Genomic DNA, 15,748 nt, shown 5'->3' with positions numbered 1-15,748 from the left:
TACCGAGGCGGCGACACGTAGGCTCGGGTCATGAGCCTGCGCCTGAGCACCGTGATCCTCCCTGTCGACCGCTGGCACGAGGGGGGCCGGGCGAAGTGGCAGCGCGCCGAGGAGCTCGGCTTCCACACGGCGTACACCTACGACCACCTCTCGTGGCGCACCTTCCGCGACGGCCCCTGGTTCGGTGCCCTGCCCACCCTCACCGCCGCCGCGACGGTTACCACCCGCCTCCGGGTGGGCACCCTCGTCACCTCGCCGAACTTCCGGCATCCGGTGACGCTCGCGAAGGAGCTGATCTCCCTCGACGACATCTCCGGCGGCCGGGTCACGCTGGGGATCGGAGCCGGCGGGAACGGCTTCGACGCGACGGCGCTGGGGCAGGAGGCTTGGACGCCGCGTGAGCGGGCGGACCGTTTCGGCGAGTTCGTGCCGCTGCTGGACCGGCTGCTCACCGAGGACGCGGTGACGCAGGAGGGGTCCCTGTACTCGGCGGTCGAGGCGCGGAACATCCCGGGCTGTGTGCAGCGGCCCCGGCTGCCCTTCGCCGTCGCCGCGACCGGCCCGCGCGGGCTCGGGCTCGCCGCTCGGTACGGGCAGGCGTGGGTGACCACGGGTGATCCGAAGCTCTACGAGGAGGGCACGCCGGCTCAGTCGGACGAGGCGCTGCGCGGGCAGGTCGCGAGGATCGCGGCGGCGTGCGGGGAGGCCGGGCGGGATGCGGCCGAGCTGGACAAGGTCCTGCTCACCGCGTTCACGCCGGACCGCTCCGGGATGCTTGCCTCGGTGGACGCCTTCGTGGACTTCGCGGGCCGGCACCGCGAGATCGGCTTCACCGAGATCGTGGTCCACTGGCCGATCCCCGACTCCGACTTCGCCGCTGATCAGGGCGTCTTCGAGCGCATCGCGACGGAAGCCCTCCGGCAGCTGGGCTGAGCCCGCCACGCCCTCGTCTCCGGCCGGAGCGCGGGTGGCCGGCTCCGGGGCACCGGGAGCGTCGCCGTCCCGCTCCCGGGTCAGCCGGGCAGGCGCAGGAACTCCGGGGGTACCCCGGCGGTGAGCCAGACCCCGTTGGCGCTGACGCAGAAGGTGTGACCGGCCCGGTGCATCGCGCCGGCGTCCACGGACAGCACGACGGGCCGGCCGCGCCGGGCCCCGACGCGGGTCGCCGTCTCACGGTCCGGCGAGAGGTGCACGTGGGTGCGGTCCATCGGCCGCAGCCCCTCGCTCCGGATCGTGTCCAGGAACCGGCCGACCGTGCCGTGATAGAGGTACGCGGGCGGCTCGGCCGGTGGCAGGTCCAGGTCCACGTCGACGGTGTGCCCCTGGCTCGCCCGGATGCGGCCGCCCTCGACCGCGAATCGCTGCTTGTCGTTGGAGGCGACCACCTGGTCGAGCTCGGCCCGGGTGAGCGGGAAGTTGTGGCGGTCCGTGGCCCGGAGCAGGTCGTCGATGGCGACCCAGCCGTGTGCGTCGAGCTGGAGGCCGATCCGTTCCGGCTGGTGCCGCAGGTGCTTCGAGAGGTACTTCGACACCTTGACGGTGCGTCTTTCGTCCATCGGTCCAGGGTGCCCGCGGCGTCTCCTCCCGCGCATCCGGATTTCGTACGCGATTCACAGGGGCAATTCCTGTACACAGGTTTGATCCACAGCCAACTCGGGTTATCCACAGGTAATTTGCTGGTTCTGTGGACAAGTGGCGTAAGATTTAGGGTAATTGGTGAAGTTAGTCCGCATTGAGGTGAGATGAAGCAAGTGCGTTCAATGTCCTTGCCTGTAGCTCACGTTCGGTGGCTGCGGTGATGAAGGCGACGGCGTTCTCCCGGCCAACCAGCCGCTCCACGGCGGCGATTGTCCCGCGCGCCAGAGTCACCGGCGCCGGCGGATGTGCGGTGACACCCGCGGTGGAGGGTTCCTCGGCGGTGAGATGGTGCTCAAGATGGCGCGCGGCGAACGTCCGCATGGCACGGGCGAGTTCGGCGTCCACCGTCTGCTGGGCGAGCGGACGGAGTCTGCGTACCAGCGACGCGGCCTCTGCCGCGTCGGCGTCGGTCGGCGGCCGATGGCCGAGATAGCGGGCGAATACGTGCTCCGTGGTGAACTCCAGGAAACGGGACGCTATCTGCTCGACCTGTCCCCGAAGCTCCCTCAGGTGACCGGAGATCGCGCTCAACGGAACGCCCGCCGCGTGCAACTCCACCGCCACCGAAAGCTCCTGGGGGCTCGGCACCAGGAACTCGTCCTCGCGGCCCGGGATGCGCTCCAGCACCCCGAGGTCCACCGCTTCCGCGACGGCCTGCTCGTCCTGGGTGCCGCCGAACCTCGCGTCCAGCTCGGACCGGGTGATCCGGTCCGCCCGCTCGTCGGTCCACGGCCCGTGCACCTCCGCGACGAGCCCGAGCACCCCGCCGAGGCCGCGACCGGTGTCCCAGGCCTCCAGCAACTCCTTGATGCTGGCCAGGGTGTAGCCGCGGTCGAGCAGGTCCGCGATCTGCCGGAGCCGGGCGAGATGGGTGTCCCGGTACACATTGGCCCGGCCCCGCCGTTCCGGCGTCGGCAGCAGCCCCCGGTCCTGGTAGGCACGGATCGTGCGGACCGTGGCACCGCTGGCGTGCGCGAGGTCCTCGATCCGGTACTCCGCCACCGCCCGCCCGGACGAGCGCCCTTGGCCGCTCACAGCGGCGGCTTCAGCCGGGCGATGCCACGCAGCGCCCCGGGGCTGAGCCGGGACAGGAACCGGGCGGCATGCGACTCCGGCGTCACCGGGACGACGGCCTGGTTGCGCACGACCGCGCGCAGGACCGCCTCGGCGACCTTCTCCGGAGGGTAGTTGCGGACCCCGTACAGCTTGCTCGTCCGCTTCCGCAGCCGCTGTTCCTCCGCCGCGTCGGTCCCGGCGAAATGGGTGGTCGCGGTGATGTTGGTGTTCACGATGCCGGGGCAGACCGCGCTGACCCCGATCGACTTCTCGGCCAGCTCGGCGCGCAGGCATTCGCTGAGCATCAGCACGGCGGCCTTCGACGTGCTGTACGCCGGGAGGGCGCGCGAGGGCTGATAGGCGGCGGCGGAGGCCGTGTTGACGATATGGCCGCCCTGTCCGCGCTCGGCCATCTGCTTGCCGAAGAGGCGGCAGCCGTGGATGACACCCCAGAGGTTGACGTCGAGGACCTGCTTCCAGTCCTCGACGGTCGTGTCCAGGAACGAACCGGACAGCCCGATCCCGGCGTTGTTGACCAGCACGTCGACGATCCCGTACTCGCTGGCGACCTTCTCGGCCAGCTTCTCCATGGCCGCCTCGTCACTGACGTCGACCGTCTCACCCCAGGCGGCCGGCGCCCCGATCAGCCTGGCCAGCTCCGCGGTCCGGGCCGCACCCTCCGCGTCCCGGTCCACGGCCACCACCCGGGCGCCCGCCTCGGCGAAGGCGAAGGCGGTGGCCCGCCCGATGCCGCCGGCCGCGCCCGTCACCAGGACGAGCTGTCCGCCGAAGCGGTCCGCGTGCGCACCCTTCGGCGCGGCGTCCCGCACCGGGACGCCGCCCTGCCCGGCCGATTCGTTGGCGGCGGCGAACTCATTGATCCAGGAGGCCAGCTGGTCCGGCCTGGTGCGCGGCACCCAGTGCTTGGCCGGCAGCGAGCGACGGGTCAACTGCGGCACCCAGGAATCGAGTCCGTCGTAGAGCTGCTCCGAAAGGAAGATGTCGCCCGTCGGTGTGATCAGCTGGACCGGCACGTGTGCGTAGGCGTCGGTGCGGGGCCTGCGCAGCCGGGTCCGGACGTTGTCGCGGTAGAGCCAGGCCCCGTGCGCCGCGTCCTCGGGCAGGGACGCCGTCGGGTAGTCGCCCGGCGGCACCTTCTCCAGCCGTTCCAGGATGCCGGGCCACCGCTTGCCGAGCGGCCCGCGCCAGGCGAGCTCCGGCAGGACCGGCGTATGCAGCATGTACACGTACCAGGACTTGGCGCCCTGGCCCAGCAGCTGGCCGACCCGGCGCGGAGTGGGCCGGGCCATCCGCTGCTTGATCCAGTGCCCGAAGTGGTCGAGGGAGGGGCCGGACATCGAGGTGAAGGAGGCGATCCGGCCCTCGGTACGGCTGACCGTCGCGAACTCCCATGCCTGGACCGAGCCCCAGTCGTGCCCGACCAGGTGCACCGGACGGTCCGGGCTCACCGCGTCGACGACGGCCAGGAAATCGTCGGTCAGCTTCTCCAGGGTGAAGCCGCCGCGCAGCGGGACGGGCGCCGTCGAGCTGCCGTGGCCGCGCACGTCGTACAGCACGACGTGCCACCGCTCGGCCAGTTGCCGGGCGACCTGCGTCCAGACCTCCTTGCTGTCCGGATAGCCGTGCACGAGCACGATCGTCGGACGCGTCGCCTCACCCAGCTCGACGACGCACAGCTCGATACCGCCCGTGGCCACCCGGCGCTCGCGCGCCCCCGGCAGATCCAGCAGACTCATGCCGCCACCCTCTCCTCGGCCCAGCGCCGCACGTGCGGCAGATCGTCGTCCAGCCAGAAGGCGCTCTGCTCGGGGTCCCGTGAGTCGGTGACGACCAGGATCTCCTCGAACTTCGCGCCGGTACCCCGGAATCCGATATGGGGTTCCACCGCCCACAGCCCCGGCTGAGGGGGATGGTCGGAGAAGCGGTACGGACTCCACAGCGGCGACCAGCCGTCCCGGTGCCCGTGGACCGCATCGTTCAACAGCCCCTTGAGCGACTGGCTGCCGAACCCGAACACGCGGGGCGACCAACGGCGTTCGGTGACGCGGTCGACCTTGTGGGCGATCACGCCGAACGGATACGCGCGGTGCCGGTTGGCGTAACCCTGCCTGATCATCAGGCGGTCGACGTCCTCGTATATCTCGCGCAGCGGGCGCCGCTCGCGCACCTCGCGCAGGATCAGGTCGCGGTGGGCCTCCAGGTCGGCAAGGAGCCTGTCGTGCAGCGGGTTCAGCCCCAGGCAGCCCGAATAGCCGATGTCCGCGGTGAACCCCTTGTACACAGGCGCCATGTCGAGGATGAACGGCATCCCCGGCTCCAGCCGCCGGTCGGTCGGGAAGAACTGCAGCGGCACCTTGAATCCGGTGAACGCCGTGCGGTCCCCGAACCAGGCGAAGGGCAGGTGGAACCAGTCCCGCACCCCGCGCGAGGTCAGCCACTCGCGCTGCATCCGGGCCGCTTCCCGCTCGGTCACCCCCGGCCGCAGGCGGGCTGCGACCGCTTCCGCGCAGGCGGACGCGAGACGCTGCACCTCTCTGAACCCACGAAGCTCCGGGGTCAGTTGGCTGTTCACTCGCGTACCCATGCCACCGTCCGTTCCCTGCCGTGTGCGGTACGTGCCCGTAACGTGACACTGATGAATGTGACAATGTCCGGCGGCTACGTCAAGAGGTCCGCCGGACCTGTGGACAACCCCGCGCACCATCCCGAGACCGCGCAGTACGCGGTGGCCGCACACCACCCGGAGCGGCAACCGGAAACCGGACCGCCGGCCTCCTCCTTCCTGGGGTCCCCCTACGGGTCTGTACATCTGGAGTCTGAGGGGAAACCAGCCGCCAGGTCTGACGACCGTTGTGGCCCGCGCCACTAACGTCGCTTACGTGACTGTCATTGCGACCGAAAGCCTGAGCAAGCGGTTCCCACGGGTGACCGCGCTTGACCGGCTCTCCTTGGACATCGGCCCCGGCGTGACCGGGCTGGTGGGCGCCAACGGAGCCGGCAAGTCCACGTTGATCAAGATCCTGCTGGGTCTGTCTCCCGCCACCGAGGGCCGGGCCGCGGTGCTCGGGCTCGACGTCTCGACCAGCGGCGCCGCCATCCGGGAACGGGTCGGCTACATGCCCGAACACGACTGCCTGCCGCCCGACGTCTCGGCCACCGAGTTCGTCGTGCACATGGCGCGAATGTCCGGCCTCCCGCCGACCGCCGCCCGGGAGCGCACCGCGGACACTCTGCGCCACGTCGGCCTGTACGAGGAGCGCTACCGCCCCATCGGCGGCTACTCGACCGGCATGAAGCAGCGGGTGAAACTGGCCCAGGCGCTGGTCCACGACCCGCAGCTGGTCCTCCTCGACGAACCGACCAACGGGCTGGACCCGGTCGGCCGCGACGAGATGCTCGCCCTGATCCGGCGAGTGCACACCGACTTCGGCATCTCGGTCCTGGTCACCTCGCACCTGCTGGGCGAACTCGAGCGCACCTGCGACCACGTCGTCGTCATCGACGGCGGAGCGCTGTTGCGTTCCAGCTCCACCAGCGACTTCACCCAGACCACCACGACCCTCGCGGTCGAGGTCACCGACAGCGACACCCACCCCGACGGCACCGACGCGCTGCGCCGGGCCCTCACGGCGACGGGTATCAAGCTGGTCGGCCTCGACGGGCTGGACGCGGAAGGGCTGCCCGGGGCGGGCCACATCCTGCTGATCGAGGCGACCGGCGAGGAGACGTACGACATCGTCCGCGACAGCGTCGCCGGCCTGGGCCTCGGCCTCGTCCGGATGGAACAGCGCCGCCACCACATCGCCGAGGTCTTCCGTACCGAAGAGGCACCGGCAGCGCAGGCCGCGGCACAGCACGCGCCCGTGGCCGCCGGGTCCGTACAGCAGAAGGGGAGCGGTAGCGATGAGCACTGAGACCGGCGCCGCGACCGGGAGCGAGACCTCCCGGATCCACAACATCGGCTACCGCGCTTACGACGGGCCCCGCCTCGGCCGGGCGTACGCCCGGCGCTCGCTCTACTCGCAGTCCCTGCGCGGCTCCTTCGGACTCGGCCGTTCCGCCAAGTCCAAGGTGCTGCCCATGCTGCTCTTCGGCGTGATGTGCCTGGTCGCGGCGATCATCGTGGCGGTGGCGATCAACATCCCCGACTCGACGAAGCTGCCGGTCAAGTACACCTCGTACGCGGTCTACCTGCAGGCGGTCATCGGCCTGTTCCTCGCCTCGCAGGCACCTCAGTCGGTCTCCAGGGACCTTCGTTTCAAGAGCGTGCCGCTGTACTTCTCGCGGCCCATCGAGCGTGGCGACTACGTCATCGCCAAATTCGCCGCCATGGCCTCCGCACTGTTCGTCCTCACCGGTGCTCCGCTCGTCATCCTCTACGTGGGCGCCCTGCTGGGGAAGTTCGACTTCGGCGACCAGACCAAGTGGTTCGCACAGGGAATGGTGTCGGTGGCGCTGCTCTCCGTCCTCTTCGCCGGGCTCGGCCTCGTGATGGCCGCGCTCACCCCGCGCCGGGGCTTCGGCGTCGCCGCGGTGATCGCCGTGCTCACCATCTCCTACGGTGCGGTCTCCACCGTCCAGGGCATCGCCTGGTCGACGGGGTCCACCGGAGCCGTCCCGTGGCTGGGCCTCTTCTCGCCGATCACGCTGATCGACGGCGTACAGACCGCGTTCCTCGGCGCCACCTCCGCCTTCCCCGGAGGGGAAGGCCCGGGGGCCGGTGCCGGAGTGGTCTATCTGATCGTTGTCCTCGCGCTCGTCGCCGGCTCGTACGCCGTACTGATGCGCCGCTACCGGAGGGTCGGGCTGTGACCACCATCGAGATCGACCACACCTCCCGCTGGTTCGGCAACGTGGTCGCCGTCAACGACGTGAGTATGACCGTGGGGCCGGGCGTCACCGGTCTGCTGGGTCCCAACGGGGCCGGCAAGTCCACGCTGATCAACATGATGGCCGGGTTCCTCGCCCCGTCCACGGGGACCGTCACGCTCGACGGCAAGGCGATCTGGCGCAACGAGGCCGTCTACCGGCACATCGGCATCGTGCCCGAGCGGGAGGGCATGTACGACTTCCTGACCGGCCGCGAGTTCGTGGTGGCCAACTCGGAGCTGCACGGCCTCGGTGACGCCGAGGCGGCCCGCGCGCTGGCCACGGTCCAGATGGAGTACGCGCAGGACCGCAAGATCTCCACGTACAGCAAGGGCATGCGCCAGCGCGTGAAGATGGCCTCCGCGCTGGTCCACGACCCGTCCGTGCTGCTGCTCGACGAACCGTTCAACGGAATGGACCCGCGTCAGCGGATGCAGCTGATGGAGCTGCTGCGACGGATGGGAGCGGAGGGGCGCACGGTCCTCTTCTCCTCCCACATCCTCGAAGAGGTCGAGCAACTCGCCTCGCACATCGAGGTGATCGTGGCCGGCCGGCACGCCGCGTCCGGTGACTTCCGCAAGATCCGCCGGCTGATGACGGACCGCCCGCACCGCTATCTCGTGCGGTCCAGCGACGACCGGGCGCTCGCTGCCGCGCTCATCGCGGACCCGTCGACAGCCGGCATCGAAGTGGACCTGGGCGAGAACGCCCTGCGCATCCAGGCGGTCGACTTCGGACGCTTCACCACGCTGCTGCCCAAGGTCGCACGCGAGCAGGGCATCCGGCTGCTGACCGTTTCGCCGTCCGACGAATCCCTCGAATCGGTCTTTTCCTATCTCGTAGCGGCCTGAGTAGTGGCCGATAAGGAGCTGTGAAGCGTCATGTACGACCCCACAGTCGCCCGGCTCACCTACCGGGCCCTGCTCGGCCGGCGCCGGGCCGCAATCCTCTTCATCCTGCCCGCACTGCTGTTGGTCATCGCGGTGGCGGTACGGATGTTCGCCGGGGCCGATGACCAGGTCGCCTCGGACGTGCTGGGCGGTTTCGCGATCGCCACCATGGTGCCGCTGATCGGCGTGATCGCCGGAACCGGAGCGATCGGGCCGGAGATCGACGACGGCTCGATCGTCTATCTGCTGGCCAAGCCGGTGAGCCGGCCGACGATCATCTTCACCAAGCTGATCGTGGCGATCGCCGTGACGATGGTCTTCTCGGCGGTGCCGACCATGATCGCCGGCCTGATCCTCAACGGCAACGGCCAGCAGATCGCGGTGGCCTACACGATCGCCGCCCTGGTCGCCTCGATCGCCTACAGTGCGCTGTTCCTGCTGCTGGGCACGGTCAGCCGGCACGCGGTGGTCCTCGGACTCGTCTACGCCCTGGTCTGGGAGGCTCTCTTCGGCAGCCTGGTCCCCGGTGCGCGCACGCTCAGCGTCCAGCAGTGGTCTCTCGCGCTGGCCGAGAAGGTCGGCGGGAGCGACGCCATCAGCTCCGACGTCGGACTGCCGGTCGCGACGGTGCTGCTGATCGCGGTCACCGTGGCGGCGACCTGGTACGCGGGCCAGAAGCTGCGCACCCTGAAGCTCGCCGGCGAGGAGTGAGCACGCACATCCTCTGATGCGACAACCCCTGTCCGCGGTCCTGCGGACAGGGGTTGTCGCATGTCGGACAGTATTACGCGTGACTGTACGGATATCGGTTCGTTGTTCCGGATGCGTGGAGGCAACTGGAATCCGATACGTCGAGCTTTCGTGAATTCGGGGATCGCCGATGCCGGCGGGGCACGCCTACGGGCGACACCCCTCCGCCGGGTCGGTCATAGAGCAAGTGGCAAACGTGAGCGCCCTCCGCCCCTGGAGCCCGGGGAGAGGGCTGTCCCTGTCACTCTCCCGATCGGAAGGCATGCCCATGCCCACGGAAGTCGCCCTGCTCGAATCACGCGCGCTGCGCGTCGAACAGATGGGGCGCGTAGACGCCCTCGACAAGGTGAAGAGTCTCGCCATGCTCCCGGACGGAATTCACGTGCGCACCGAGGATGTGGCTCGTTACTTCGAAGTATCCACAGAGGTCGTCAAGAAGGTGATCCAGCGCCACCGCGCGGAGATGGAGGAGAACGGTCTTCGGCTGCTTCGCGGCTCTGACCTGCGGGTTTTCAATAGGGACATGATGTCCCTATTGGGTGAGGGGCAGGGTGAAAGTTATCCACAGGCGCCTGCGCAGCTCACGCTCTTCACCCGCAGGACCGTCCTCAACGTCGCGATGCTTCTTCGCGACAGCGACATCGCGCGCTGCGTCCGTACGTACCTGCTCGACGCCGAGCACGACCTGCGGGCGGGGTACGCCTCGCTCGAACACCGGGTCACCCGGGTCGAGAGCTGCCTGTCCGGAGTCGGCAGCGCTCTACAGGAGCTGGGACCGGTCCTCAACCGGATGTCGCTCAGGCTCGACAGCCTCGACCGCAGGCTGGAGGTCACACAGCAGGTGATCGGATCCATGAGCGTGCGGCTGGGCGGGGTCTCGCAGGACATCGTCGGGCTGGACGGGCGGATGGACGGGTTCGCGCGGAACCTGAAGGACCTGAACCGTCGCAACAGGAGCCGCTGAGGGTCCTGAGACAGCCCTGATGTCCGGTGCCACTCGGCCACGTGGGGTACCACCTGGCCACGCGGGTACCACCCGGCCGCCCGCCGCCCGTAAATGAGTGGCACCGGACATCGGGCGCGCGGCACAGTGGCGGTACGGCACCTGCCGGGAACAGCACCCGCTGGGAACAGCACCCGCCGGCAACGGCACCACGGACCGGGAGAGGAGCGCGGCGATGACCGAGAGTCCGAGTCCGTCGAGCTCCCGGCAAGGCGTGGCCGAGCGGGCCGCGGAGTAGTCAGCGACTGCCTCCGCCGAGCCGCTTCGAGCAGCACGCCGGGGCGGCCGTTTCACGCGCATCGCGCGCGGCCGCCCACCCTCTGGAGGATTGGCCGAGTGGTAAGGCAGCGGCTTGCTAAGCCGTCGTCGGGGTGCGAGCCCCGCGCGCGTTCGATCCGCGCATCCTCCGCCTCAGGCAGCCGGCCCCGAAGGCTCCTGGAGCAACTGCTCCAGCACCACTGCGATCCCGTCGTCCTCGTTCGACGCGGTGACCTCGTGGGCCACGGCCTTCAGATCCTCGTGCGCGTTGGCCATCGCCACACCGTGCCGCGACCAGGCGAACATCGGGATGTCGTTCGGCATGTCACCGAAGGCGATGGTGTCCGCCGCCTTCACGCCGAGCCGGCGCGCGGCCAGCGAGAGGCCGGTGGCCTTGCTGAGCCCGAGCGGCAGGATCTCCACGACCCCCGGGCCGGCCATGACCACGTCGACCAGGTTGCCGACCGCCGCCCGCGCGGCCTTCGCCAGCGCGTCGTCGTCCAGATCCGGGTGCTGTATGTAGACCTTGTTGAGCGGGGCCGCCCACATCTCGGCCGGGTCCTGCACGAAGACGGCCGGCAGCGGGCCCTCCTGCACGCGGTAGCCCGGCCCGACCAGCACCTCGCCGTCCAGCCCGTCGCGGCTGGCCGCCAGAGCCAGCGGACCGACCTCCGCCTCGACCTTGGACAGCGCCAGACCGGCGAGCTGCCGGTCCAGGGTCAGCGAGGTCAGCAGCTTCCGCTCGCCCGCGTGGTACACCTGCGCGCCCTGCCCGCAGACCGCGAGGCCCTCGTAGCCGAGGTCGTCCAGGATGTGCCGGGTCCACGGGACGGCGCGGCCGGTGACGATGATGTGCGCCGCACCGGCCGCGGTCACCGCGGCCAGTGCGTCACGGGTGCGCCCGGAGACCGTGTCGTCGCCACGCAGCAGCGTGCCGTCCAGGTCGGTCGCGACGAGCTTGTAGGGAAAGGTCACTTGGCGACCGGCTCCAGGACCTCACGCCCGCCCAGGTACGGGCGGAGCACCTCGGGCACCCGTACCGAACCGTCGGCCAGCTGGTGGTTCTCCAGGATCGCCACGATGGTCCGCGGGACGGCGCAGAGCGTGCCGTTCAGCGTGGACAGCGGCTGGAGCACCTTCTTGCCGTCGCGTGTGTCGCGCATCCGGACGGACAGCCGGCGCGCCTGGAAACCGTCGCAGTTGGATGCCGAGGTCAGCTCGCGGTACTTGCCCTGGGTCGGGATCCATGCCTCGCAGTCGAACTTCCTGGAGGCCGAGGAGCCCAGGTCGCCGGTGGCCACGTCGATGACCTGGAAGGGCAGCCCGAGGGCGGTCAGCCACTGCTTCTCCCAGTCCAGCAGCCGCTGGTGCTCGGCCTGGGCATCCGCCGGGTCGACGTACGAGAACATCTCGACCTTGTCGAACTGGTGGACCCGGAAGATGCCGCGGGTGTCCTTGCCGTACGTACCGGCCTCGCGGCGGAAGCACGGCGAGAAGCCCGCGTAGCGCAGCGGCAGCTTGTCCGCGTCGATGATCTCGTCCATGTGGTACGCCGCGAGAGGTACCTCGGAGGTGCCGACCAGGTAGTAGTCGTCCTTCTCCAGGTGGTACACGTTCTCCGCGGCCTGGCCGAGGAAGCCGGTGCCCTCCATGGCGCGCGGGCGGACCAGCGCCGGGGTGAGCATCGGGATGAAGCCGGCCTCGGTGGCCTGGGCGATCGCGGCGTTGACGAGGGCGAGTTCCAGCAGTGCCCCGACGCCCGTCAGGTAGTAGAAGCGCGAGCCGGACACCTTGGCGCCGCGCTCCATGTCGATCGCGCCGAGCGCCTCGCCGAGCTCCAGGTGGTCCTTGGGCTCGAAGCCCTCGGCGCCGAAGTCGCGGATGGTGCCGTGCGTCTCCAGGACGACGAAGTCCTCCTCGCCGCCGACCGGCACGTCCTCGTGGACGATGTTGCCGAGCCGCAGCAGCAGGCTCTTGGTCTCCTCGTCGGCCTCGCCCTGCGCCGCGTCGGCCGCCTTGACGTCGACCTTGAGCTGCTCGGCCTTCTTCAGGAGCTCGGCGCGCTCCTCGGGCGAGGCCTTGGGGATGAGCTTGCCGAGCGATTTCTGCTCGGAACGGAGCTCGTCGAACCGAACCCCGGACGACCTGCGCCGTTCGTCGGCGGAGAGCAGGGCGTCGACGAGCTCGACGTCCTCTCCACGGGCGCGCTGGGAGGCGCGAACACGGTCGGGGTCCTCACGAAGCAGGCGAAGGTCAATCACCCCTCCAGGCTACCGGTGTCGGCTTCCGTAGCTCGAACCGATATTGACGAGCGTGTCACTTTGCCCGAATTGCCGGTATTGGTAATGCTGAAGGGGAATCCGTCGCGAGTGTTTGGGCGCCATCGTCAATAAAGAGGCCCTATTCCCCTAAATGGGGCAGAAGGGTTCGCGGCTCTTGACGTATCGGCCTTGCCTGGAAGGGGAGTTGGCGCCCGCTTGTCCACAGGGGTGAGCGGCTTCCAAAAGTTATCCACAGGCTGTGAAGAAGATCTGTGGACGCGAGGTAGATCATTCCGAAAGCGGTGCGAGGGCTCGCGGAATCCCCCTTCAAACCCCTCCTGCACGCTCGTTCGGGTGGGAATTCCTCGCCCTAAAGAGTTGATCAATGGAATTGGGGTGACACCGGGCGTCCTGCTGGTCTGTGGACGGGTCTGAGTGGACTGGGGAGATTTGTCGACCATGTCGCATTGCGGTGTCGACTTGTCCCCAGGTCGAGACGTGTGCCTGTGGATAACTTTTCGTTGATGACAATCCGCTGATCGCACCGGACCTGTGGACGTGCGGAAGTGAGGAAGGGCGGGTGTGCGGGAGTGTGGAAGGGCGGAAGCGTCGGCGCACCGAGCCTGTCGGGCGCAGGGCGCCGACGGGCTGCGGACCGTCAGGCCCGCCCGTCCTGGTTCCGGGCCAGCCAGTCCGAGGCCACGGTGAACTCCGCGTCCGACGTACCCGCACGCAACGGACCTACGTCCGCCGCCGTCACGCCTGCCCGCGGATACGAGCCGAGGAAGCGGACGTTCGGGCAGATCCGCTTCAGCCCCATCAGGGCCTCGCCCACCCGGCGGTCGGAGATATGGCCCTCGGCGTCCACGGCGAAGCAGTAGTTGCCGATGCCCGCACCCGTCGGCCGGGACTGGATCAGCATCAGGTTCACCCCGCGCACCGCGAACTCCTGGAGCAGTTCGAGCAGCGCACCGGGGTGGTCGTCGCCCAGCCAGATGACCACCGATGTCTTGTCCGCACCCGTCGGCGCCGCCGGCCGGGCCGGGCGGCCCACCAGCACGAACCGGGTCTGGGCGTTCTCCGCGTCGTGGATCTCGGTCACGAGCGGTTCGAGCCCGTACGTCGCCGCGGCGAACTCACCGGCGAACGCGGCGTCGTACCGGCCCTCCTGCACCAGCCGGGCACCGTCCGCGTTGGACGCCGCCGACTCCCATACGGCCTGCGGGAGATGGGCGGCCATCCAGTTGCGTACCTGCGGCTGCGCGGCCGGGTGCGCGGTGACCGTCTTGACGTCGGACAGCTTGGTACCGGGGCGCACCAGCAGCGCGAAGGTGATGGACAGCAGCACCTCGCGGTAGATCATCAGCGGTTCGCCGCTGGTGAGCTGGTCCAGGGTGGTGGTGATGCCGCCCTCGACGGAATTCTCGATCGGTACGAGTGCCGCTGCCGCCGTGCCGTTGCGCACCGCGTCCAGCGCCGCCGGCACGGAGACCATCGGGACGAGTTCGCGGGTGGCGGCTTCCGGGAGCGTACGGAGGGCGACCTCGGTGAAGGTGCCTTCGGGGCCGAGATAGGCGTAGCGCGTGGCGGACATACCGTCACCCTAATGCGCCGGGGTGGCTCAGGACTCCAACAACCGCTGCCCCACGTACTCCCCGGCCGCCGCACCGCCCGGCACCGCGAAGAGGCCGCTCGCCTCGTGACGGAGGAAGGGCGACAGGGCGTCTCCCCGGTCGAGTTTGCGCTGCACCGGTACGAAGCCCCGCAGCGGATCCGCCTGCCAGCAGATGAACAGCAGCCCGGCGTCCGGGGTGCCGTCGGTGGCGATTCCGTCGTGGTACGAGAACGGGCGGCGGAGCATGGCCGCTCCGCTGTTGCGCTCCGGGGAGGAGATCCGGGCGTGCGCGTTGTCGGGGATCAGGAGCTTGCCGTCGGGGCCCGCCTTGTCGAGATCCATGGTGGTGGTCTCGGTGCCGCCGCTGAGCGGGGCCCCGTCCGCCTTGCGTCTGCCGATGACCCGTTCCTGGCGTTCCACCGGGAGCTTCTCCCAGTCGTCGAGCAGCATCCTGATCCGCCGGACGACCGCGTACGAGCCGCCGGCCAGCCATTCGTACTTCGTGTCAGCGGCGCCGGACGGGACGAAGATGCGCCGGTCGAAGTCGTTGTCGGCCGGTTTCGGATTGCCGGTGCCGTCGATCTGGCCCATCAGATTGCGGGCGGTCATCGGCTTGGCGGTGGCGCCGGGTGTGCGGTTGAAGCCGTTCATCTGCCAGCGCACGGTGGCCGTCGAAGCGGCCTCCTTCTGCACGGCCCGCAGTGCGTGGAACGCGACGAGCGCGTCGTCGGCGCCGATCTGCACCCAGAGGTCGCCGTTGGAACGGGCGCTGTCGAGGTGGTCGGCGGAGAACGGCGGCAGCGGGTCGAGCCCCGGCGGCCGGCGGTCGGCCAGGCCCGTGCGTTCGAAGAAGGTGGCGCCGAAGCCGAAGGTGACGGTCAGCGATGACGGCCCGGCATCCAGTGCGATACCGGTGTCGTGCCCCGTGCCGTCCGCCGCGCCACCGGCGGTGGGCTCGCCTGCCATCAGTCGCTGCGTGGCGGCTGACCAGCGGCGCATCAGCGCGGCCGCCTCCTTCCGGCCGGTGCCGGGGGCCAGGTCGAAGGCGATGAGATGGCCGCTCGCCTGGAGCGGGGTGGTGATGCCCGGCTGATGTTTCCCGTGAAACATCACCTCGGAGGAGCCCACGGAGGTCAGGGCGGTGGGCGCCTCGTCCCGCGTCGCGGCGTAGCCGGTCGCCCCACCGGCGGCCCCGAGCACCAGCCCGGTGGCCCCGGCCGCGCCTGCTGTGCCGAGCAGCCGCCGCCGCGAGAGGGCGCCGGGCGGCTGTGAACCGGCGCCGCCGGCCGCGCTGCTTCCGCTGCCGGAGCGGCCTGCGGTGCCGGAGCCGCCGCGGCTGCCTGCCTTGGCTGTCTTGCCTGCGATGTTCGAACTGTCTTTGCTCACG

General features: G+C 69.8%; 14 protein-coding genes and 1 tRNA gene. 7 read left to right on the top strand and 8 right to left on the bottom strand.

From position 1 onward, the window contains the following. The first annotated feature begins 30 nt into the window (after window positions 1-30). A complete protein-coding gene (locus EDD93_RS10020) occupies window positions 31-933 on the top strand; it encodes an LLM class flavin-dependent oxidoreductase (protein WP_123524819.1) in 903 nt (300 codons plus the stop codon). Window positions 934-1,013: 80 nt separating this feature from the next. On the opposite strand, the gene EDD93_RS10015 is transcribed toward EDD93_RS10020, so the two are convergent. The 4 genes from EDD93_RS10015 to EDD93_RS10000 form a co-directional block, all read right to left on the bottom strand. Continuing rightward, entirely contained in the window at window positions 1,014-1,556 is a 543-nt protein-coding gene (locus EDD93_RS10015) for an RNA 2'-phosphotransferase (protein ID WP_123524818.1), read from the bottom strand. 166 nt (window positions 1,557-1,722) lie between these two features. Continuing rightward, entirely contained in the window at window positions 1,723-2,673 is a 951-nt protein-coding gene (locus tag EDD93_RS10010; protein ID WP_123524817.1) for a MerR family transcriptional regulator, read from the bottom strand. After that, complete coding sequence (locus tag EDD93_RS10005; protein ID WP_123524816.1) at window positions 2,670-4,451, bottom strand: SDR family oxidoreductase; 1,782 nt, start codon at window positions 4,449-4,451, stop codon at window positions 2,670-2,672. Before EDD93_RS10005 ends, EDD93_RS10010 begins: the two co-directional genes overlap by 4 nt. Then, entirely contained in the window at window positions 4,448-5,299 is an 852-nt protein-coding gene (locus EDD93_RS10000; protein WP_123524815.1) for a M24 family metallopeptidase, read from the bottom strand. Before EDD93_RS10000 ends, EDD93_RS10005 begins: the two co-directional genes overlap by 4 nt. Window positions 5,300-5,639: 340 nt before the next feature. Here EDD93_RS10000 and EDD93_RS09995 point away from each other — a divergent pair, with 340 nt between their 5' ends. From EDD93_RS09995 to EDD93_RS09970, 6 genes are all read left to right on the top strand, one after another. Beyond that, the gene (locus EDD93_RS09995) at window positions 5,640-6,629 is read left to right on the top strand and encodes an ABC transporter ATP-binding protein (protein ID WP_123524814.1); all 990 of its coding nucleotides are present in this window, start codon (window positions 5,640-5,642) and stop codon (window positions 6,627-6,629) included. After that, window positions 6,619-7,527, top strand: coding sequence for an ABC transporter permease (locus EDD93_RS09990; RefSeq protein WP_123524813.1), 909 nt, complete (start codon window positions 6,619-6,621; stop codon window positions 7,525-7,527). The genes EDD93_RS09995 and EDD93_RS09990 overlap by 11 nt, the downstream gene beginning before the upstream one ends. Beyond that, complete coding sequence (locus EDD93_RS09985) at window positions 7,524-8,435, top strand: ABC transporter ATP-binding protein (RefSeq protein ID WP_123524812.1); 912 nt, start codon at window positions 7,524-7,526, stop codon at window positions 8,433-8,435. Before EDD93_RS09990 ends, EDD93_RS09985 begins: the two co-directional genes overlap by 4 nt. Window positions 8,436-8,465: 30 nt before the next feature. Next, window positions 8,466-9,185, top strand: a complete 720-nt coding sequence (locus EDD93_RS09980; protein ID WP_123524811.1) for an ABC transporter permease — start codon at window positions 8,466-8,468, stop codon at window positions 9,183-9,185. A 307-nt stretch (window positions 9,186-9,492) separates the two neighbouring features. Further along, window positions 9,493-10,188, top strand: a complete 696-nt coding sequence (locus tag EDD93_RS09975; RefSeq protein ID WP_123527678.1) for a hypothetical protein — start codon at window positions 9,493-9,495, stop codon at window positions 10,186-10,188. A gap of 361 nt (window positions 10,189-10,549) precedes the next feature. After that, window positions 10,550-10,636 (top strand) — tRNA-Ser (locus tag EDD93_RS09970). Between the two features lie 2 nt (window positions 10,637-10,638). Here EDD93_RS09970 and EDD93_RS09965 read toward each other — a convergent pair. The 4 genes from EDD93_RS09965 to efeB all read right to left on the bottom strand — a co-directional run bounded on the left by EDD93_RS09965 (window position 10,639) and on the right by efeB (window position 15,747). Then, window positions 10,639-11,460, bottom strand: a complete 822-nt coding sequence (locus tag EDD93_RS09965) for an HAD family hydrolase (protein WP_123524810.1) — start codon at window positions 11,458-11,460, stop codon at window positions 10,639-10,641. After that, window positions 11,457-12,746: a serine--tRNA ligase gene (serS, locus tag EDD93_RS09960; RefSeq protein WP_123524809.1), complete on the bottom strand. Its 1,290-nt coding sequence runs from the start codon at window positions 12,744-12,746 to the stop codon at window positions 11,457-11,459. Before serS ends, EDD93_RS09965 begins: the two co-directional genes overlap by 4 nt. A 658-nt stretch (window positions 12,747-13,404) precedes the next feature. Further along, the gene (pheA, locus tag EDD93_RS09955; RefSeq protein WP_123524808.1) at window positions 13,405-14,340 is read right to left on the bottom strand and encodes a prephenate dehydratase; all 936 of its coding nucleotides are present in this window, start codon (window positions 14,338-14,340) and stop codon (window positions 13,405-13,407) included. 27 nt (window positions 14,341-14,367) lie between these two features. Then, window positions 14,368-15,747, bottom strand: coding sequence for an iron uptake transporter deferrochelatase/peroxidase subunit (gene efeB, locus EDD93_RS09950; RefSeq protein ID WP_260255681.1), 1,380 nt, complete (start codon window positions 15,745-15,747; stop codon window positions 14,368-14,370). Between the last annotated feature and the right edge of the window lies 1 nt (window position 15,748).

This window comes from Streptomyces sp. 840.1 (assembly GCF_003751445.1).
Taxonomy (GTDB): domain Bacteria; phylum Actinomycetota; class Actinomycetes; order Streptomycetales; family Streptomycetaceae; genus Streptomyces.
This window is presented reverse-complemented; position numbering and strand designations above follow the sequence as displayed.